Source organism: Burkholderia sp. HI2500, from assembly GCF_002223055.1.
Lineage (GTDB): Bacteria > Pseudomonadota > Gammaproteobacteria > Burkholderiales > Burkholderiaceae > Burkholderia.
In genome coordinates, this window is sequence record NZ_NKFL01000004.1 from 736858 (window position 1) to 757168 (window position 20311).

Annotated in this window: 13 protein-coding genes; 6 read left to right on the forward strand and 7 right to left on the reverse strand. The window is 68.2% G+C overall.

The features are described 5' to 3' along the window. Positions 1 to 47: 47 nt before the first annotated feature. Positions 48 to 677 carry an NAD(P)H-binding protein gene (locus tag CFB45_RS06085; RefSeq protein ID WP_089424893.1) on the reverse strand — a complete coding sequence of 210 codons (630 nt, stop codon included), beginning with the start codon at positions 675 to 677 and terminating at the stop codon, positions 48 to 50. 268 nt (positions 678 to 945) lie between these two features. Here CFB45_RS06085 and CFB45_RS06090 point away from each other — a divergent pair, with 268 nt between their 5' ends. Next, positions 946 to 2454 (forward strand): NYN domain-containing protein, encoded by a 1509-nt coding sequence (locus CFB45_RS06090; protein ID WP_089424894.1) that lies wholly within the window; start codon positions 946 to 948, stop codon positions 2452 to 2454. A 79-nt stretch (positions 2455 to 2533) separates the two neighbouring features. Here CFB45_RS06090 and CFB45_RS06095 read toward each other — a convergent pair whose 3' ends face one another. After that, positions 2534 to 2917, reverse strand: a complete 384-nt coding sequence (locus CFB45_RS06095) for a VOC family protein (RefSeq protein WP_089424895.1) — start codon at positions 2915 to 2917, stop codon at positions 2534 to 2536. 251 nt (positions 2918 to 3168) lie between these two features. On the opposite strand from CFB45_RS06095, the gene CFB45_RS06100 reads away from it, so the two are divergent. The 5 genes from CFB45_RS06100 to CFB45_RS06120 all read left to right on the forward strand — a co-directional run bounded on the left by CFB45_RS06100 (position 3169) and on the right by CFB45_RS06120 (position 8644). Then, entirely contained in the window at positions 3169 to 3609 is a 441-nt protein-coding gene (locus CFB45_RS06100; protein ID WP_089424896.1) for a (2Fe-2S)-binding protein, read from the forward strand. Continuing rightward, positions 3593 to 5797, forward strand: coding sequence for a xanthine dehydrogenase family protein molybdopterin-binding subunit (locus tag CFB45_RS06105; protein ID WP_089424897.1), 2205 nt, complete (start codon positions 3593 to 3595; stop codon positions 5795 to 5797). The genes CFB45_RS06100 and CFB45_RS06105 overlap by 17 nt, the downstream gene beginning before the upstream one ends. 88 nt (positions 5798 to 5885) lie before the next feature. Further along, positions 5886 to 6977: a porin gene (locus tag CFB45_RS06110; protein WP_089424898.1), complete on the forward strand. Its 1092-nt coding sequence runs from the start codon at positions 5886 to 5888 to the stop codon at positions 6975 to 6977. Between the two features lie 31 nt (positions 6978 to 7008). Further along, complete coding sequence (locus CFB45_RS06115) at positions 7009 to 7971, forward strand: AraC family transcriptional regulator (protein WP_089424899.1); 963 nt, start codon at positions 7009 to 7011, stop codon at positions 7969 to 7971. Further along, positions 7964 to 8644 (forward strand): helix-turn-helix domain-containing protein, encoded by a 681-nt coding sequence (locus tag CFB45_RS06120; RefSeq protein ID WP_256978138.1) that lies wholly within the window; start codon positions 7964 to 7966, stop codon positions 8642 to 8644. Before CFB45_RS06115 ends, CFB45_RS06120 begins: the two co-directional genes overlap by 8 nt. Positions 8645 to 8764: 120 nt before the next feature. Here CFB45_RS06120 and CFB45_RS06125 read toward each other — a convergent pair whose 3' ends face one another. The 5 genes from CFB45_RS06125 to CFB45_RS06145 form a co-directional block, all read right to left on the reverse strand. Continuing rightward, positions 8765 to 12073 carry an efflux RND transporter permease subunit gene (locus CFB45_RS06125; protein WP_089424901.1) on the reverse strand — a complete coding sequence of 1103 codons (3309 nt, stop codon included), beginning with the start codon at positions 12071 to 12073 and terminating at the stop codon, positions 8765 to 8767. Between the two features lie 6 nt (positions 12074 to 12079). Further along, positions 12080 to 15193, reverse strand: coding sequence for an MdtB/MuxB family multidrug efflux RND transporter permease subunit (locus CFB45_RS06130; protein WP_089424902.1), 3114 nt, complete (start codon positions 15191 to 15193; stop codon positions 12080 to 12082). A 15-nt stretch (positions 15194 to 15208) separates the two neighbouring features. Continuing rightward, positions 15209 to 16579 (reverse strand): MdtA/MuxA family multidrug efflux RND transporter periplasmic adaptor subunit, encoded by a 1371-nt coding sequence (locus CFB45_RS06135; RefSeq protein ID WP_089424903.1) that lies wholly within the window; start codon positions 16577 to 16579, stop codon positions 15209 to 15211. Positions 16580 to 16831: 252 nt separating this feature from the next. Next, the gene (locus CFB45_RS06140) at positions 16832 to 17656 is read right to left on the reverse strand and encodes an IclR family transcriptional regulator (RefSeq protein WP_089424904.1); all 825 of its coding nucleotides are present in this window, start codon (positions 17654 to 17656) and stop codon (positions 16832 to 16834) included. 587 nt (positions 17657 to 18243) lie between these two features. Then, entirely contained in the window at positions 18244 to 20208 is a 1965-nt protein-coding gene (locus tag CFB45_RS06145; RefSeq protein ID WP_089424905.1) for a PhoX family protein, read from the reverse strand. Positions 20209 to 20311 lie beyond the last annotated feature (103 nt).

The following is a 20311-nucleotide window of genomic DNA, read 5'->3' on the forward strand; positions in this document are numbered from 1 at the left end:
CGCCGGTACGGAGCAACGCGCCGCCCGGGCGGCGGCGCGAGAGGCCGCTAGGCGCGCAATGCCTGCTCGATCGGCACGCTGCCGCCGACGAAGCCGACGATCTTGCGCGAGATGCCCAGCTTGATCGCCTCGATCGCGGCCCAGGCGACATCCTGGCGCGACACGGGTGGGGCGCCATCGAACCATGCGTCGGTGAGCGCGATCTTGCCGACACCCGGATCGTCCGTGAGCGGGCCGGGGCGCAGGATCGCGTAGTCGACGCCCGACGCGATCACGCGATCGTCGCCTTCGCGCTTCATCTGCGAATAGTGGCGCAGCGCGTCCGGGCCGAGCTCGGGCCGGTACGCGGACAGCGAGCTGATCACCACCAGCTTCTGCGCGTTGTAAGCCAGCGCGTATTCGGCGGCGCGGGCGACCGCGTCGCGGTCGACCTGCTCCTCTTCGGCCGCGCCCTCCGATTCGGCCGAGCCGGCCGCGTAGATCACGTGCGAGATGCCCTGGAATGCGTGCGAGAAATCGTTCTTCAGGTCGGCTTCGACCACCCGTGCGCCCGCCAGCGCATAGCCGTGCCGGCGCACGAGCGCCGTGACCTCGAACTCCGGCTGCTTGAGCAGCAGATCCGCGCAGGCCTGGCCCGTTCGACCGGTCGCGCCAATCAGCAGTACCTTCGTCGTCATGAAACCGCTCCTTGCTCGATGCGTCATCCTTCCAGATAGGGACGGACGACCGATAACTCAAGTGTAATGTCGATTTGCCGATGCGGCGGGTGTGTATTAAGGGGCATACCGGCATCGGGCATACCGGCTGCGGGCGTACCGAGACCGACATTCCGGTCGCCATTCATTCACACGGATGCGGGAATGACGCGCCGACCGGCTATCATGTGCGCGATGCATTTTTCGCCGTTACGTCATACAACGCATCGGCCCACTGGTTGGAGTACACATGGCAATACCCCTGGACAACGTCAGCATGGCCGTGTTCTGCGACTTCGAGAACGTCGCGCTCGGCGTGCGCGACGCGAAGTACGAGAAGTTCGACATCAAGCCCGTGCTGGAGCGCCTGCTGCTGAAGGGCAGCATCGTCGTGAAGAAGGCCTATTGCGACTGGGATCGCTACAAGGGCTTCAAGGCGTCGATGCACGAGGCGAGCTTCGAGCTGATCGAGATTCCGCACGTGCGCCAGTCGGGCAAGAACTCGGCCGACATCCGGCTCGTCGTCGACGCGCTCGACCTCTGCTACACGAAGTCGCACGTCGATACGTTCGTGATCATCAGCGGCGACTCGGATTTTTCGCCGCTGGTGTCGAAGCTGCGCGAGAACGCGAAGAAGGTGATCGGCGTCGGCGTGAAGAAATCGACGTCGGACCTGCTGGTCGCGAACTGCGACGAATTCATCTTCTACGACGACCTGGTGCGCGAGCAGCAGCGCGCGCTCGCGAAGCGCGAACAGCAGCAGCGTGCGGGCAACGGCGGCGCGAAGCGGCCCGACGAGCCGTCGTCGCGCAAGCACGACATGGACGCGCGCAAGGCCGAGGCGATCGCGCTGGCGGTCGAGACGTTCGACGCGCTCGCGTCGGAGCGGGACGACGTCGGCAAGATCTGGGCGTCGGTGCTCAAGAGCGCGATCAAGCGTCGCAAGCCGGATTTCAACGAGTCGTACTACGGATTCCGCGCGTTCGGCAACCTGCTCGACGAGGCGCAGGCGCGCGGCCTGCTCGAAGTGGGGCGTGACGACAAGTCGGGCGCGTTCGTGTCGCGGGCACGCCAGTCGGCGGCTGTGGAGCATGTCACAGCGGGCGGTGAAGGCGGCGGGCACGGCGGCGCGCACCACGGCACGCGTGCGGCCGAGCCGGCGCGGGCCGGGCGCAATGCGCAACGTCGCGGGCAGCGGGCGGAAGCGGTCATGCACGAAAGCGTGCAGGTCGACGCGGACGAGACGGAAGTGGCCGAGGTCGCCGAGGCGGCCGAGGCGGCACCGCTGATGTCGCCGGCGGAAACGGCCGGAGTGGCCGAAGTGGCCGATGCGCATGGCGGTGCGAAGGATGGCCGCAAGCGCGCGCGCAAGACCGCGGCGAAGAAGGCCGGCGCGAAGAAGGGCGCCGCCGCGAAGAGCGCAGGCCGTCAGGCAGCCGGGAAGCCGGACGCTGCCGGGCATGGCGCGCCGATGCACGGCGGCGACCAGCACGCGCACGGCAAGCATGCCGACGACGCGCATCGCGACGCGGCGCAGGGCGACGAGCGGCATGTCACGATGACGCACGCCGGGCCGGCGGCAGGCGATGCCGGCGGCGAGCGTGCCGCTGCGCAGCCATCGCACGACGCGGCGCCGGCTGAAGCCCATGCCGACGCGGTTGCGCAAGCGCCGGCCGCTGCCAAGCCGAAGAAGCCGGCCCGCAAGGCCGCACCGCGCGCGCGTCGTCCGCGCAAGACGGCGGCGGACGCTGCCGAGTAACACCGATCGGCCGGATGCCGTCCCGAGCGGGGCGGCAGCCGCGCCACGGGTTCGGCCGGTGCAACGCCGGCCCGTCGAACTAGCCGTTCAGCACATAAGGCTGCGTCATCACTTCGAGGAAGTGGCCGTCCGGATCGTCGAAGTACACGCCTCGGCCGCCGTTGTGGCGGTAGATGTCATCGGGTTGCCGCTTCGCCGGGTCGGCCCAGTGCGGCAGCCCGCGCTCGCGAATGCGCGCGAGCACGCGATCGAAGCCTGCTTCGTCGAGCAGGAACGCGTAATGCTGCGACGCGATCTCTCCCGACTGTTCATAAAAATCGAGCGACACGCCGTTGCCGAGCGGGACGACCAGCATCGCGCCGAACGGCGTCGGCGGCGGCAATTCCAGCAGCTCGGTGAGGAAGCGGCTCGACGCGCGCTTGTCGCGGCACCAGACGATCGTGTGGTTGAGCAGGACGTTCATGGCGGGTTCCCGGGAAGGGGACGGCGGTGGGCATGGACACACGATAGCCGATTGCGGCCCGTCCGCAAGCCGGGGCTGCGGCGAGCCGGGCGGCACGCGCCATTCGTCGACTGAAACGATCTGGACGAACGGCTACTTTTTCGGGAGCAAAGGTCATTGGCGCCGCTTTTTGCGCCGCCAAGAATTCCTGTCAGGCCATCGCCGTCATCCGCCGGATGACGAACGGGCGATGCGCAACAGGGAGACAGACGATGCGCTTCATGCTGAACGGCCAGCCGTTCGATTTCGACGGCGATCCCGATACGCCGCTCCTGTGGGTCATTCGCGACTCGGCCAGACTGACGGGCACCAAGTACGGCTGTGGCATCGGCGCGTGCGGCGCCTGCACCGTGCACCTCGACGGCGAAGCCGCGCGTGCGTGCGTGCTGCCGGCGGCGAGCGTCGCGGGCCGCGCGGTCACGACGATCGAGGGGCTGTCGCACGATCGCTCGCATCCGGTGCAGCGCGCGTGGATCGAGAAGGACGTGCCGCAATGCGGCTATTGCCAGTCGGGGATGGTGATGGCGACGGCCGCGCTGCTCGTGCGCCACCGCAAGCCGACCGACGCGCAGATCGACGCGGCCGTCACGAACCTGTGCCGCTGCGCGACCTATCAACGCATTCGCGAGGCGATCCATGTCGCGGCCGGCTGACGCGGTGCGGGTACAGCCGGTGCCGAACGTGGCGCGGCGCGTGTTCCTGAAGGGCGGCGTCGCGCTGGCGGGCAGCCTGCTGCTGCCCCTGGCGTTCGGCGACGTCGTTCAGGCGGACGGCGACGGTGCGCGCTTTCGCGAGATCAACGACTGGGTGCGCGTCGATACGGACGGCAGGACGATCATCGGGCTGTCGCAGGCGGAAGTCGGGCAGGGCGTCTATACCGGGCTGCCGCAGGTGCTGGCTGACGAGATGGATGCGGACTGGCGCAGCGTGACGGTCGAGTTCGTCACGGGGCGCGATGCGTACCGGATCGATGCCGCGAACGAGGCGCCGCAGCAATTCGTCGGCGCGTCGATGTCGGCGACGATGTTCTACACGCGCTTGCGGATCGCGGGTGCGCAGGCGCGCTCGGCGTTCCTGCGGGCCGGCGCCGCGCGGCTCGGCGTGCGCGACACGCAGTGCGTGACGCGCGACGGCCGCGTCGTCCATCCGCCGAGTGGTCGTTCGCTGTCGTACGGCGTGCTCGTCGACGATGCGGCCAGGCTGCCGCACGATCTGCAGCCGCGCCTGAAACCGGCCTCCGCGTACACGCTGATCGGCCGTCCGCTGCACAAGCTCGACGTGCCCGCGAAGGTCGACGGCAGCGCGATCTTCGGCATCGACGTGCAGGTGCCCGACATGCTGGTCGGCGCGCTGACGATGGCGCCCACGCTGAACGGCAAGCCGACCGCCGTGAAGAACCGCGACGCGCTGCGCGCCATGGCGGGCGTGACGGACGTCGTGCTCGCGAAGGACGCGGTGATCGTCGTCGCGCAGACCTATTGGCAGGCGAAGAAGGCGTGCGATGCGGCGGACATCGTGTGGGACGCGGGCCCGACGCCGGCATTCGACAGTGCGACGATCCTCGCGCAGCGCAAGGGCGCGCTGCAGGCGGAGCACGCGGTGGTCGCGACGCAGATCGGCGAGCCCGGGCGCCATCTTGCCGAGTCCGGCAGCGTCGTCGAGGCCGACTACCACACGCCGTACATCGTTCACGCGACGATGGAGCCCGTCAACGCGACCGCGCACGTGCGGGCCGGCGAGATCGAGGTCTGGGGGCCGATCCAGGGGCAGGACAAGGTGCGCTGGACGCTGTCGGCGCTGTTCGGCGTGCCGGCCGAGCGCGTGATCGTCAACACGACGTTTCTCGGCGGCAGCTTCGGCCGCAAGTACGTGCCGGATTTCGTCGTGCATGCGGCCGTCGCGTCGAAGGCGGTCGGGCGGCCCGTGAAGGTGATCCGTTCGCGCGAGGACGATATCCGTCACGGTTTCTACCGGCCGTGCGCGTCCGCGCGGTTTCGCGCGGCGCTCGGCCGTGACGGCCTGCCGGTCGCGCTGCATGCGCGCGTCGCCGGTCATTCGCTGTATGCGGCAATCAAGCGCGACCGCTACAACAAGGCGGGCGGCTGGGACGAGACGATGCTCGACGGCCTGTACGACCTTTGCTACGACGTGCCGAACCTGCTGGTCGATTCGGTCACGGTGATGCAGCCGATCCCGGTCAGCTTCATGCGCAGCGTCGGCAGCACGTCGACCGTGTTCTTCCTCGAAAGCTTCGTGAACGAGCTCGCGCATACGGTGCGGGCCGACCCGGTGCAATACCGGCGCGCGTTGCTGAAGCACGATGCGCTCGCGTTGCGCGTGCTCGAGGCGACGGCCGCGCGCGCGAACTGGTTCGGCCGCGCGCCGGCCGGCCTGTCGCGCGGGGTCGCGTATTCGCTGTACACCGGGCGCGGCGGCGCATTCAGCACGTACGTCGCGGCGATTGCCGAGGTGCGCGTCACGCGCGGCAACGTGAAGCTCGAACGGATCGTGTGCGGGATCGACTGCGGCCGCGCGATCAATCCGCTGCTGATTCGCGAGATGGTCGAGGGCGGCGTCGGCTTTGCGCTCACCAACACGTTCAGGAGCGAAATCACGTTCGAGCATGGCGCGGTCGTGCAGCGCAATTTCGCCGACTATCCGCTGCTCGGCCTGGCCGCGATGCCAAAGATCGAAGTGGTGATCGTCGACAGCGACCGCGATCCGCAAGGCTGCGGCGAGGTCGCGTTGCCGCCCGTCGCACCGGCGGTGGCGGATGCGATCTGGCGCGCGACCGGCGAGCGGCCGCGCGCGATGCCGTTCGATACGCCGCTCGCGACCTGAACGACCCGATATCCCCCACCGGCCGGCGGCGCCGAGTGCGTCGCCGGTCGATAGAAAGCATAACTACACGATTGGTCTGGAGACTTCGATGAAAACCTTTCGCTCGGCCGCGACGGCCATCTCGTTCGCGGCCGCCGCCGCCGCATCGCCGGACGCGCAGGCGCAGGGCAGCGTGACGCTGTACGGCATCGTCGACACCGGCGTGCAGTACTACAACCATGCAGCCGGCGGTGGCGCGGTCGCCGGCATGCCGTCGCTGACCGGCGAAGTGCCGTCGCGCTTCGGGTTGCGCGGCGTCGAGGATCTCGGCGGCGGCTTCCGCACGTTCTTCGTGCTCGAAAACGGCTTCGCGCTGAACTCGGGCGCGCTGAACTACGGCGGCCGCCTGTTCGGCCGACAGGCGAACGTCGGCATCGATTCGCCGTATGGCACGCTCACGCTCGGGCGGCAGATGAACATGTCGATGCTCGTGCTGCTCAACGCCGACGTGATCGGCCCGTCGATTCATTCGATGGCGAGCTTCGACAGCTATCTGCCGAACGCGCGCAGCGACAGCGCGATCGGCTATCTCGGTCACTTCGGCGGCGTGACGCTCGGCGGCACGTACAGCACCGGGCGCGATGCGGCGGGCCCGGCCGGCCCGTCGGCCACGAACTGCGCGGGCAACGTGCCGGGCGACCCTGTCGCCTGCCGGCAATACACGATGATGGTCGCGTACGACGCGCCGCAGTTCGGCATGGCCGCTTCGTACGACGTGATGCACGGCGGCACGGGCGCGTCGGCGCCGCTGTCGAACCCCGGCTATACCGACACGCGCACGATCGTCGATGCGTACGTCAAGTTCGGCATCGCGAAACTCGGCGCGGGCTGGATCCGCCGCAACACGGCGGCCGCGGCCCACGGCCAGTCGGACCTCTTTTTCGCGGGCGGCACGGTCTACGCGACGCCGGCGCTATCATTCGACGCACAGGCCGTGCGCTATCTGCTGCGTGGCCGCTACGACTCGAACCTGTTCGTCGGGCGGGCCAACTACAGCCTGTCGAAGCGCACGCTGGTCTATACGTCCGTCGGTTACATGATGAACAGCGCGCTCGGCACGTCGGCGGTGGCGGCAGGCGGCACGGTCCGCACCGGCCGCGACCAGGTCGGTGCGATGGCGGGCATCCAGCAGCGCTTCTGACGCGGCGGCGCGCTCCACGGAGATTTCGACGATGACGACCGATCTTCTCAGCGACGTGCTGACCGACCTGCGGGCCGGTGCAGTGGTCACGGGACGCTTCACACTGAGCGCACCGTGGGCGATCCGCAAGCCGGCCGTCGCGGGCGCGCCATTTCGCACCTGCGCGGGCAGCCCGTTCTTTCTGTCGGTCGCCGGCGCCGCGCCCGTGCACGTCGAGCCGGGCGACTTCGTGCTGCTGCCGCACGGCGACGAGCACGTGATGGCGTCGTCGCTCGACGTGCCGCCCGTGCCGTTCGATACGCTGATGGCCGACAAGGGCATCCGGCCGCGCTTCGACACGCCGCTCGCGTTTGCCGCGGGCGGCGGTGGCGCGACCAGCGAACTCTATACGGGGATCGTCGTGTATCGCGACATCGTGCGCAGTCCGCTGTTCTCGGTGTTGCCGACGCTGATCCACGTGCGCGCCAACGATGCGGCCGTCGCGCCGTGGCTCGCGAGCACGCTGCAGAGCTTCATCCAGGAATCGATGGCGTGCCAGCCGGGCTGGGCGATCGCCGCGACGCGCCTGGCCGACGTGCTGTTCGTGCAGTTGCTGCGCGCGCATCTGCAATCGTCGGCGAATCACACGGGCTGGCTGCGTGGCCTCACCGATCCGCAGATCGGCCGCGCGATGGCGCTGATGCATCGCGATCCGCGGCGCAACTGGCAGCTCGCGAGCCTCGCGGCCGAGGCCGGCATGTCGCGGTCGCGCTTTTGCACGCATTTCGCCGAACTCGTCGGCGAGACACCGATCGGTCATCTGACCGCCTACCGGATGTATCTGGCGAGCGGCGAGCTCGCGAACGGCAAGCTGCGGCTGATCGAGATCGCCGAGCGGGTCGGCTACACGTCGGAGAAGGCGTTCGCGCGCGCGTTCCATCGCTGGTCGGGGATGGCGCCGCGCCGCTATGCGCGCAACGCACGGGACCTGTATGACCTTGCACGACATGGATGACCGCGCAGCGCGCCATCGGGTGCCGGCGCTCGCGCGCGGGCTCGCGATTCTCGAAGCGGTTGCGGCCGGGTCGTCGTCCGCGACCGCCGCGGACCTCGCGTCGCGGCTCGGCGTGCCGCGCAACTCGATCGCCCGGCTGCTGAGAACGCTGGTTCGGTACGCGTTTCTCGTCGTCGATCCGCACGGCCGCTATCGACCCGGGCCGGCTGCCGCGCGTGTCGCGGCCGCGTATCTCGGCGCGCGGCCTGAAGTCGCGCATGCGCAGCCGGTGCTGGACGCGTTGTGCGCGCGCAGCGGGCTCGCCGCGCAGTTGCTCGGACGGGATGGCGCGGAAGTCGTCGTGCTCGCGCAGGCGGCGCCCGACGGGGCCGCCTGCCTCATCACGCGCGTCGGGGCGCGGTTCGCGGGGCGGGCGGTGGCGGATGTGGATGGCGAAAACGATGCGGTCGAGCCCGACGGCCAGCCCGTCCGGCGGTTGGGCCGGCAGGGCGCGTCCCGGCAGGCGGCCGGCATCGTCGCGATGCCGGTGGATGCGGGCGGTGCGCTCGCGATCGGCGTCGCGCTCGATGTGCCGGACGACGCGCGATGGCGGCAGATACCGGAAATGATCGGCGACGCGGCGCGGCGCCTGTCGGACGCGCTGGCCGATCCGGCCGAGGCCGCCCACCGCTGAGCGCCATCGGCCGTCGTCGCGGTCCACCGGCGCGGGCGCCGGCCGCGCGCCACGTTCGCGGCGACGCGGGCCGACGAACGGAGCGGGCGGTACGACATGTCCCGCCCGCGGGCCGCTTCATCACTCCCCGGCGACGGCCGGCCCGCCGTTGTTCCCGCGGCGGTTGCGCCGTTTCTCGGCCCACACGCGGAAGCGGTCCATGTACAGGTAGACGACCGGCGTCGTATAGAGCGTCAGCACCTGCGACACGATCAGCCCGCCGGCGATCGCGATCCCGAGCGGCGCGCGCAGCTCGGCGCCGTCGCCGTGGCCGAACGCGAGCGGCAGCGCGCCGAGCAGCGCGGCCATCGTCGTCATCATGATCGGGCGGAAGCGCAGCAGGCACGCCTCGTGGATCGCGTCGAACGACGACTTCTGGTTGTTGCGCGTCTGGTCGATCGCGAAGTCGACCATCATGATCGCGTTCTTCTTCACGATCCCGATCAACAGGATCACGCCGATCAGCGCGATGATGCTGAACTCGGTCTTGAACAGCAGCAGCGCGAGCAGCGCGCCGACGCCGGCCGACGGCAGCGTCGACAGGATCGTGATCGGGTGGATGTAGCTCTCGTACAGGATCCCGAGCACGATATAGACGGCCAGCAGCGCCGCGAGGATCAGGATCGGCTGGTCGTTCATCGACTGCTGGAACGCCTGCGCGGTGCCCTGGAAGCTGCCGACGATGGTCGGCGGGACGCCGACCTGCGCCATCGTCTGGTAGATCACCTGCGTCGCCTGCGACAGCGACACGCCGGGCGGCAGGTTGAACGAGATCGTCGTCGCGACGAACAGCCCCTGGTGGTTGACCGACAGCGGCGTCGTGCTCGGCCCGAACGTCGCGATCGCCGACAGCGGGATCATCGTCGACTTCGACGTCGATACCGACGCACCCGACGACGCGCTCGACTTGCCGCTCGCCGCGATCGAGTTGAGCGCCTGGTTGCGCGCGGAGTCGGACGCGATCGCCGCGGCGCTCTGCGTGGCCGTGCCGGCGCTCGACGTGCCGGCGGAGGTCGCGACGTAGGTGCCGGCCGCCGCGTTGGTGGTCTGCGAGCCGTTCGCGCTGCCGCCCGACGTGCTGATCCACACCTGGTTCAGCATCTCGGGGCTCTGCCAGTACTTCGGCGCGACTTCCATCACCACGTGGTACTGGTTCAGCGGGTTGTAGATCGTCGAGACCTGGCGCTGGCCGAATGCGTCGTACAGCGTATTGTCGATCTGCGCGGGCTTGATGCCGAACCGCGCGGCCGTCGCCCGGTCGATCGTCACCATCGCTTCCATGCCGCCTTGCTGCTGGTCGGAGTTCACGTCGGTCAGCTCGGGGCGCTTCTGCAGCGCCTCGGTCAGGATCGGTCCCCACTTGTACAGGTCGGCGCTCGAATCGCCGAGCAGCGTGAACTGGTACTGCGCGTTGCTCTGCCGGCCCCCGACGCGAATGTCCTGCGCGGCCTGCAGGAACGTGCTTGCGCCGGCGACATCCGACAGCGGGACGCGCAGTTGCTGGATCACCTGGTCGGCGGACAGCTTGCGCTCGGTGCGATCCTTCAGCGTGACGAACATGAAGCCCGAGTTGGTCTGCGTGCCGCCGGTGAAGCCCGCGACGCTCTTCACGTTCGGGTTGCTCTGCACGATGCGCATCATCTCGGAGAATTTCAGCTTCATCGCCTGGAACGACGTCGACTGGTCGGCCCGGATGCCGCCGATCATCAGCCCGGTGTCCTGCTGCGGGAAGAAACCCTTCGGCACGACGATGTACAGGTAGACGTTCAGCCCGATCGTCGCGAACAGGGTCAGCAGGATCAGGAGCGGCCGGCGCAGCGCCCACGACAGCGAGCGCTCGTAGCCGCGCTGCATGCGGCTGAAACAACGTTCCAGGAAACGCCCGAAGCGGCCTTCGTTTTGCGGGTCGTGCGACTCGGGCAGCAGGCGCGCGCACATCATCGGCGTGACCGTGAGCGACACCGCGAGCGAGACGGCGATCGCGAGCGACAGCGTCAGTGCGAACTCGCGGAACAGTCGCCCGACGATGCCGCCCATCAGCAGGATCGGCAGGAACACCGCGACGAGCGAAATGCTCATCGACAACACCGTGAAGCCGACCTCGCGCGCGCCGTCGAACGCGGCCTGCATGCGCGACTTGCCGTTCTCGATATGCCGCGAGATGTTCTCGAGCACGACGATCGCATCGTCGACGACGAAGCCGGTCGCGACGATCAGCGCCATCAGCGACAGGTTGTCGATCGAGAAGCCGAGCAGGTACATCGCGCCGAACGTGCCGATGATCGAGATCGGCACCGCGACGCTCGGGATCAGCGTGGCGCGCCAGTTGCGCAGGAACAGGAACACGACCATCACGACGAGGCTGACCGCGATCAGCAGCGTGTGCTCGGTGTCCTTCAGCGACGCGCGAATCGTGGTCGAGCGGTCGAGCACGGGCGTGACGGTGATGTCGGCCGGCAGCGACGCGGTGAGCTGCGGCAGCGCCGCGCGCACGCGGTCGATCGTGTCGATGATGTTCGCGCCGGGCGAGCGGTAGAGGATCACGAGCACCGCGCGCTTGCCGTTCGACAGGCCGAGGTTGCGGAGATCCTCGACCGAATCGACGACGTCCGACAGGTCGGACAGCCGCACGGCCGAGCCGTTGCGGTAGGCCACGACGAGGTCGCGGTATTGCGACGCCTGGGATGCCTGGTCGTTCGTATAGAGCTGGTAGTGCCGCGGGCCGAACTCGATCGCGCCCTTCGGCGCGTTGGCGTTCGCGGAGGCCAGCGCCGCGCGCACGTCCTCGAGGCCGATCCCGTAGTGGAACAGCGCCTGCGGTTCGAGCTCGACGCGCACGGCCGGGTTCGCGGAGCCGCTCACCGTCACCTGGCCGATCCCGTCGATCTGCGACAGCGACTGCTGCAGCACCGTCGACGCGGAGTCGTACAGCTTCGCGGGCGACGAGGTCTCGGACGTCAGCGACACGATCATGATCGGCGAATCGGCCGGGTTGACCTTGCGGTAGGTCGGGTTGCTCTTCAGCGCGGCGGGCAGGTCGGCGCGCGCCGCGTTGATCGCGGCCTGCACGTCGCGCGCAGCGCCGTCGATGTCGCGGTTCAGCCCGAACTGCAGGATGATCCGCGCGTTGCCGACCGTGCTCGTCGACGTCATTTCGGACACGTCGGCGATCGAGCCGAGATGCCGCTCGAGCGGGCTCGTCACGCTGGTCGCGACCGTTTCCGGGCTCGCGCCGGGCAGCGACGCCTGCACCGAGATCGTCGGGAAGTCGACCTGCGGCAGCGGCGACACCGGCAGCTTGACGAACGCGAACAGGCCCGCGAGCGCGACGCCGATCGCGAGCAGCGTCGTCGCGACGGGGCGGGTGATGAAGGGGCGTGACAGGTTCATTGCTTGCTACGCATCCGTGCGCGGGCCGGCTTGCGGGCCGTGGCGTTCGAACCAGCCGCGCACGCGGCGCGCGAGCGAGTCGAAGCCGAGGTAGATCACGGGCGTCGTGAACAGCGTCAGCACCTGCGACACGATCAGGCCGCCGGCGATCGCGATCCCGAGCGGCTGGCGCAGCTCGGAGCCCGCGCCGGAGCCGACGATCAGCGGCACCGCGCCGAGCAGCGCGGCGAGCGTGGTCATCAGGATCGGCCGGAAGCGCAGCAGGCACGCCTGGTAGATCGCCTCGCGCGGCGGCTTGCCTTCGACGCGCTCGGCCTCGAGCGCGAAGTCGATCATCATGATCGCGTTCTTCTTCACGATGCCGATCAGCAGCACGATGCCGATGATGCCGATGATGTCGAGGTCGTGCCCGGTGATCATCAGCGCGAGCAGCGCGCCGACGCCGGCCGACGGCAGCGTCGACAGGATCGTGATCGGGTGGATGTAGCTCTCGTACAGCACGCCGAGCACGATGTACATCGTGACGACCGCGGCCAGGATCAGGAACAGCTGGTTCGACAGCGATGCCTGGAACGCGAGCGCCGCGCCCTGGAAGCGCGTCTGGAACGACGCGGGCAGCCCGATGTCCTTCTCGGCGGCGCCGATCGCCTTGACCGCCTCGCCGAGCGACGCGCCCGCCGCGAGGTTGAACGAGATGGTGGTCGACGGGAACTGCGACAGGTGCGCGACCAGCAGCGGCGACGGCCGCTCGTGGAACGACGCGATCGACGACAGCGGCACCTGGCCGCCGCCCGCCGACGGCAGGTAGATGTCGTTCAGCGATTGCGCGTAGTGCTGCTCCTTCGGCTCGGACTCGAGAATCACGCGGTACTGGTTCGACTGCGTGAAGATCGTCGACACGATGCGCTGGCCGAACGCGTCGTACAGCGCGTTGTCGACGGTCGCCGGCGTGATGCCGAAGCGCGCGGCGCTCGGGCGGTCGATCTCGATGTAGACGGACTGGCCGTTGCTTTGCAGGTCGGTCGCGACGTCGGCGAGCGACGGCTCCTGCTGCAGCCGGGCCACGAGCTTCGGCACCCAGGTCGCGAATTCTTCCGAGTTCGGGCTCGTCAGCATGAACTGGTACTGCGTCGGGCTGACGGTCGAGTCGATCGTCAGGTCCTGCACCGACTGCATGAACAGCGAGATGCCGGTGATGTTCGCGACGCGGTGCTGCAGGTCGCGGATGATCTGCGCGGCCGACTCGGCGCGTTCGTCGCGCGCCTTCAGGTTGATCAGCATCCGGCCGCTGTTCAGCGTGATGTTGCTGCCGTCGACGCCGATGAACGACGTGAGGCTCTCGACGTTCGGATCCTTCAGGATCTCGGCCGCGAGCGCCTGCTGGCGCTCCGCCATCGCGCCGTACGAGATCGACTGCGGCGCCTGCGTGATCGCCTGGATCACGCCGGTATCCTGCGCGGGGAAGAAGCCCTTCGGCACGTAGACGTACAGCAGGCCGGTCAGCGCGAGCGTCAGCAGCGCGACGACGAGCGTCGAGCGCTGGCGGTTCAGCACCCATTCGAGCGCGACCGCGTAGCGCGCGATCACCCAGTCGATCGCCCGGTGCACGCGCGCCTCGAAGCGATGGCTCTCGGGCGGCGGCGAATGGCGCAGCAGCTTCGCGCACATCATCGGCACGAGCGTGAGCGACACGATCGCCGAGATCACGATCGTCACCGCGAGCGTGATCGCGAATTCATGGAACAGGCGCCCGACCACGTCGCCCATGAACAGCAGCGGGATCAGCACCGCGATCAGCGACACCGTCAGCGAGATGATCGTGAAGCCGATCTGCCTCGAGCCCTTCAGCGCGGCCTCGAGCCCCGTCTCGCCTTCCTCCACGTAGCGCGCGATGTTCTCGATCATCACGATCGCGTCGTCGACGACGAAGCCGGTCGCGATGGTGAGCGCCATCAGCGACAGGTTGTTCAGCGAGAAGCCGGCCATGTACATCACCGCGAGCGTGCCGATCAGCGACAACGGCACCGACAGGCTCGGGATGATCGTCGCGTAGACGTTCGCGAGGAACAGGTACATCACGAGCACGACCAGCGCGACCGCGAGCATCAGTTCGAACTGCACGTCGCGCACGGCGGCGCGGATCATCGTCGTGCGGTCGGTGACGATCTCCACGTCGAGCGCGGCCGGCAGCGTTTCCTGCAGCTTCGGCAGCTGCGCCTTGATCGCGTCGACGGTCGCGATCACGTTCGCGCCCGGCTGGCGCTGCACGTTCAGGATGATCGCGGGGTCGGCATTCACCCACGCGCCGAGCTTGGTGTTCTCCGAGCCGGCGACGACCGTCGCGACGTCGGTGAGCATCACCGGGCGGCCGTTCTTGTAGGCGACGACCGCGCTGTTGTACTGGTCGGCGCTCGTCAGCTGGTCGTTCGCGTTGATCGTGTACGCGCGCGTCGGGCCGTCGAAGTTGCCCTTCGGCGTGTTCACGTTCAGGTTCGAGATCGTCGTGCGCAGGTCGTCGAGGTTCATCCCGTACTTCGCGAGCGCGGTCGGGTTCGCCTGGATCCGCACGGCCGGGCGGTTGCCGCCCGACAGGCTGACGAGACCGACGCCCGCGACCTGCGAGATCTTCATCGCGAGGCGCGTGTCGGCGAGATCCTGCACCTGCGTGAGCGGCAGCGTCTTCGACTTGACGGCGAGCGTCAGCACCGGCGCATCGGCCGGGTTGACCTTCGCGTAGATCGGCGGGGCAGGGAGGTCGGACGGCAGCAGGTTGCCGGCCGCGTTGATCGCGGCCTGCACTTCCTGTTCGGCGATGTCGAGCGGCAGGTCGAGCGAGAACTGCAGCGTGATCACGGACGAGCCGGCCGAGCTTTGCGACGACATCTGGTTCAGCGACGGCATCTGCCCGAACTGCCGCTCGAGCGGCGCGGTGACCGACGAGGTCATCACCTCCGGGCTCGCGCCCGGGTAGAAGGTCTGGACCTGGATCGTCGGATAGTCGACTTCCGGCAGCGCGGCGAGCGGCAGGAAGCGCAGCGCGACGAGACCGGCCAGCATGATCGCCGCCATCAGGAGGGCGGTGCCGACCGGCCGGAGAATGAAGAGGCGGGATGGATTCATCGAGCGGCCCGCGCGTTACTGGGCCGCGGAGGCCGCTGCCTGCGACGCGCCGTGCTTGCGTTCGCCGCGATGGCCGCCGGCGCCCGATGCGCCCGACGCCGCACCGGCGCCGCGCGCGCCCGACGCGCCTTTCGGCTTGTCGGCCGGGATCGAGATCTTCGCGCCTTCGCGCAGGCGGTCGGAGCCGTCGGTCACCACGCGCTCGCCGAGCGACACGCCGCTGACGATGCTCGTGCGTTCGCCGTCGACCGGGCCGATCGTGACCTTGCGCACGGTCACCGTGTTGTCGGGTTTCACGACGTAGACGAACTGGCCGATCGAGCCGGTCAGCACGGCCGAGGTCGGCACGATCGTCGCGTTGCGCAGCACGTCGACCAGCAGGCGCGTGTTCACGAACTGATTCGGGAACAGCATGCCTTCCTTGTTATCGAAGTTCGCGCGCAGCTTGACCGTGCCCGTGCTCGTGTCGATCTGGTTGTCGAGCGTCGCGAGCGAGCCCGTCTCGAGCGGCACCGTGTTGTTGCGGTTGTACGCGGTGACCGACAGCTTCTGGCCCGCGTTCACCTGCTTGAGGATCTGCGGCAGGTTGTCTTCCGACGTCGTGAAGATCACGCTCATCGGCTGCAACTGCGTGATCACGACGAGGCCGTTGGTATCACCGGGCGTCACGTAGTTGCCGGGGTCGACCTGGCGCAGGCCGACGCGGCCCGACACCGGCGCGGTGATGCGCGCATACGTGAGGTTCAGCTTCGCGGAGTCGATCGCGGCCTGGTCGGTCTTCACCGCGCCTTCGTATTGCTTGACGAGGGAGGCCTGCGTATCGACGGTCTGCGACGCGATCGAGTCCTGCGACAGCAGCGTCTGGTAGCGCTTCAGGTCGAGGCGGGCCGTCGCGAGCAGCGCCGAGTCGCGCGCATGCGTGCCTTCGGCGTTCTCGAGCGCGACCTGGTACGGGCGCGGGTCGATCTGCGCGAGCAGGTCGCCCTTCTTGACGATCTGGCCTTCCTGGAACGCGACCGACTGCAGGTAGCCGGACAACTGCGTCTTGACCGTCACGTTCGCGAGCGGCGTGACGGTGCCGAGCGCGGACAGCACGATCGGCATTTCGCCCTGGGTCGCGGTCGCGACCTGCACGGGTTGCGGAACGTTCGCCATCGCGGCGGGGCCGCCACGGCCGCGGTGGCCGCCGGCACCCCCGGCGGCGCTTGCGCCCGCACCGCTCGCACCACTGCCGGCTGCCGGCGTGCGGTTCCACGGATGCCACCACAGCACGCCGCCGATGACGACGACCGCGAGTGCGCCGGCCATCAGCGTGCGGCGCGGGCGCCGCGCGGCGGGGGGCGCGGGGTCTTTCGAAGGGGGCGTGGGCTTTTGTTCGTTATCCATCGTGATCTGTCAGGAAGACGGCGCGGCGGGCCGGAAATCGGGCTGCCGGGCTGCGCGTGGGCAAGCGGTGCCGGGGGAGGCGCCCGGCTCGGTCCGGGCCCCCGCCGGTCTGCGCGGGAAAAGAGCGGTGCGCACCGCGAGTGCGGCGCGACGATGGGCATGATCCTACGTCCCGTCCCCGTTACAGTCCAGTGGCCTATCTTTCAACGGGTTACGGTCGTTACAGAACGCGACAGTGCGATGACGAAACGATTACACGCTGATGCGACGGGCCGGTGCGCCGCCGATCTCGCGGGTGATTTTCGCGATACATTCATGCAGCGCGGGCACCACGTGTTCGTGCAGCCACTCGGGCGGGCACTGGTGCGACGCGCCACCGCAATTCACCGAATAGCGCTGGCCCGACGGGCCGACGAAACCGGCCGCGACGGCATTCAGGCCTTCGCGCCATTCGCCGATCGCGATCGCGTGGCCGTCGCGCATCGCGTCGTCCAGCGCGGGGGTCAGGCGGGCCGACACATGCGGCCAGTCGTCGCCCGCCGTGGTGCGCAGCGACTCGAGCAACTGGCGGCGTTCGTCGTCCTCGAGTGCGGCGAGATACGCGCGGCCGACCGCGGTGCGCGCGATGTCCATCCGCGAGCCGATTTCGAGGCGCGTGACGAGTACGGCCGAGCGCGGACGGATCACGTCGATCGCGACCATGTCGAGCCGGTCGCGCACCGCGAGGTGCACGGACAGCGACGTGCGTTCGGCCAGCTCGATCATGAACGGCCGCGAACGCGCGCGGATGTCGAAGTTGCGCAGGAAGCCGTGGCTCAGTTCGAGCACCGACGCGGTGAGCACGAAGCGCTCGCTGTCGGGCAACTGGAACAGGAAGCCGGCGCTGACGAGCGTCGCGGTGATGCGCGAGACGGTCGGCTTCGGGATGCCGGTCAGTTCGGTCAGCTCGCGGTTGCTGACGGGCGCGTCGGCCGCCGCGATGCGGCGCAGCACGGCGAGGCCGCGGGCAAGGGCGGTGATCTCGTCGGGCGACGATTCACGGTCCCGCGACGCGGGAGGGGTTACAGTTGTCGACACGAGGGATTCTCTCTAATTCCGAAACTCGATTTCAATTTTGTTGGTATTGTAGGACTATTGTCAAAGGATGCATGTTCTGCGGGCGAACCGGTCATTGGATGAGATTTTACGGGTTCACCCTTGGTTTATTAGGAAAACGCTCAAATGAGCGTTGCCAGAAAGTGCATGAACCGGTGCAAATACCGCTTGACTTGTCGGGCGGAAACGGAAAGAATGTCTCACGTTTTCGAAACATCGTTTCAAGAGTTTAACCGGCAACGATGTTTCGCGCAGTCTCTCAGGTTCTAGCACGGCCCTCGGAATGGCTAGAACTTTTTTAGCGCCACGGTCTCCGTGGCGCTTTTTTTTGCCTGTCTTTCTGCCCGTCCGCCCGGACGCGTCAGGCCCGTATTATCCCCCGATCGTCGCAACCCCCGTTTGAACGCGGGCAGCGTCTGTTTGCGCGCGCGCCTTGCGTGATTCGCGTGCGCAAAAAAAAGCGCGATGCCCGCCCTGGGCATCGCGCATCAAACGGCGTGGAGCGCCGACGAATGAACGGTGATGAAGAAAGGGGCCCACCAGGGGGCGGACCTCCTCGCGTGACCCGGTCAGGCCTTCGCGAGCTGGATGCTGGTCTGCTCGGCCGTCAGGTAGCCGACGCTGGCGCCGAAGCGGTCCTTGAAGTTCGTGCGCACGAGCGGATCGAGCGTCGGCTTGACCTTGTCGTGCAGCGGCGATTCCCAGTCGCCCGCGTGCTGGAAGTTGCTCATGATGTAGGTCCAGCCGTTGATCTCGTCGACCGCGTGCAGGCCCGTCGATTCGGCGCCGGCCGGGCACGACAGCACGCGTACCAGCGACTTAGTGTCGACGTTGTAGGCCCACAGGAAGTTGTTCACGTGCATGCCCGAGTCTTCGCCGATGAAGAGCGTGCGCAGCTTTTCGGAGAACTTCAGGTTGTCCGGGTTCGCGATCTTGTCCGGGTTCGCGAGGTTGCCGAGCCCGTCGGCCGCGGCGAGATCCTCGCCGACGAGCGCGGCCGGCGCGCCCATGTCGACCGGCACCCATTCGCTGTCGATCGCGCTGCCCGTCGTGTCGCGCTGGCTGCCCTTCAGGTTCAGTGCATAGACGGCGCCCGCGGCGATCTTCTTGTCGACCGCGACGTCGCGCGACACCGCATTGCCCTTGACCATCGACGTCTCGATCCGCGACATCGCCGTGTAGACGATCTTGTCCTTCGCGTTCACGGTCGTGCCTTCGAGCTTCGTGAAGCCCATGCTGCCGCCGAGCAGCGCCGCGTAGCGGTGGGTCTCGAGGAATGCGGCCGCCTTTTCCATCCCCGGCTTCACGCGCATCCAGTTGAACTTGCCGCCGAAGTGGATCTTCGTGTAGCTCGCATCGTTCGGGTCGGTGGTCGCGAGGTCCATGATGTCCGACGCCTTCAGCGTGTTCGCGAGCGCTTCGATCTCGCTGCTGGTTGCGTGGCCGATCTTGATCCACGTGAGCGTCGCGGTGCCCGCGCCGGCCGACGACGTCTGCGTCCACTTCGCGACGTACAGCGTGCCGGCCGACAGGTCGGCCGCCTTGTCGGCGACGAACATGAACAGGCCGCCGTTGGTGGCGTCGTCACCCATCATCACGGTGCGCTGGTCCGGCATCACCTGGATCAGCTCGTGCGAGATGCGGCCGAGGCAGTAGTGCTTCTTCACGGTGCCCGTGCCGTCCGGATTCACGGTGATCTCGGGCAGGTGGCCGTAGTGGTAGGGGTTCGCCTTCGTCTCGTCGCCGAACGTGTTCTTGCTGAACGCCTTGAACTGCGCGTCGGTCGCGACCTTCGTCGCGTCCGGCTCGTACTCCTCGCTCGACAGGTGCGTGCCCCACGGCGACAGGCTCGCGCCGCACGTGATCCACAGGCCGTGCGCCTTCGACGTGTCGACGTTGTGGTACTTGACGACCTTCAGCGCGCCGTTGGCCGGATCCTGATCGAGCGTGATCACCGCGATCGGCGACGGCAACTGGCCGTATTGCGACGCGCTCGCCTGGTCGCGCGTCGTGTATTCGAACTGCACGACGGCGAACACCGTGTTGCCCTTCACGCCGGGCACGTTCGCGTTCTTCAGCGTCAGCAGCGAGCTACCGTCCGGGCAGTCGGAATAGAACTGGCGCTCCTTGCCGGCCACCGAGCGATCGATGATCGGCTGGTTGTTGATGTCGTAGTAGCCGCCCGCGAGCGTCGTGCCGCCCTTGCCGTCCGGCACCAGGTCGCCCGTCACGAAGAACGGCCGGTACGCGAGCTTGAAGTTGCGCGCCGAGCCGTCCGAGAACGACACCGACAGCGTCGAGCCGACCGTCGTCGTGGCCATCGCGGCCGCGTTGTCGAGCGTCGGGGCGGCCATCGCCGAGAACGTCGCCGACGTGTATGCAGCGGCGACCGGGGCCGGCGTCGACGCGGGATTGTCGTCGCCGCCGCAACCCGTCAGCAGGGCCGGCAGCGCGAGGCCGGAAAGGGGAAGCATCGGCGCGCCGGCGAGGATCTTCAGGGCCTGACGACGGGCAGCATTGGGCAACGCGGGCATGTGGAGTCCAGTTTCAGTTGTTGGAAGAATGGCCTTTGCGAAGCAGGCGGTCGGCAAGCTCGGCGAAGGCAAATTGAAAACTGGACGGAAGTGTAGGGACGCT

What these genes read in the sequence shown, in the direction of transcription:
- CFB45_RS06105 (WP_089424897.1), top strand. Translation starts at nt 3,593, where the DNA reads ATGTCGCGGCCGGCTGACGCGGTGCGGGTACAGCCGGTGCCGAACGTG.
- CFB45_RS06120 (WP_256978138.1), top strand. Translation starts at nt 7,964, where the DNA reads ATGGATGACCGCGCAGCGCGCCATCGGGTGCCGGCGCTCGCGCGCGGG.
- CFB45_RS06090 (WP_089424894.1), top strand. Translation starts at nt 946, where the DNA reads ATGGCAATACCCCTGGACAACGTCAGCATGGCCGTGTTCTGCGACTTC.
- CFB45_RS06085 (WP_089424893.1), bottom strand. Translation starts at nt 677, where the DNA reads ATGACGACGAAGGTACTGCTGATTGGCGCGACCGGTCGAACGGGCCAG.
- CFB45_RS06145 (WP_089424905.1), bottom strand. Translation starts at nt 20,208, where the DNA reads ATGCCCGCGTTGCCCAATGCTGCCCGTCGTCAGGCCCTGAAGATCCTC.
- CFB45_RS06125 (WP_089424901.1), bottom strand. Translation starts at nt 12,073, where the DNA reads ATGAACCTGTCACGCCCCTTCATCACCCGCCCCGTCGCGACGACGCTG.
- CFB45_RS06110 (WP_089424898.1), top strand. Translation starts at nt 5,886, where the DNA reads ATGAAAACCTTTCGCTCGGCCGCGACGGCCATCTCGTTCGCGGCCGCC.
- CFB45_RS06095 (WP_089424895.1), bottom strand. Translation starts at nt 2,917, where the DNA reads ATGAACGTCCTGCTCAACCACACGATCGTCTGGTGCCGCGACAAGCGC.
- CFB45_RS06100 (WP_089424896.1), top strand. Translation starts at nt 3,169, where the DNA reads ATGCGCTTCATGCTGAACGGCCAGCCGTTCGATTTCGACGGCGATCCC.
- CFB45_RS06130 (WP_089424902.1), bottom strand. Translation starts at nt 15,193, where the DNA reads ATGAATCCATCCCGCCTCTTCATTCTCCGGCCGGTCGGCACCGCCCTC.
- CFB45_RS06115 (WP_089424899.1), top strand. Translation starts at nt 7,009, where the DNA reads ATGACGACCGATCTTCTCAGCGACGTGCTGACCGACCTGCGGGCCGGT.
- CFB45_RS06135 (WP_089424903.1), bottom strand. Translation starts at nt 16,579, where the DNA reads ATGGATAACGAACAAAAGCCCACGCCCCCTTCGAAAGACCCCGCGCCC.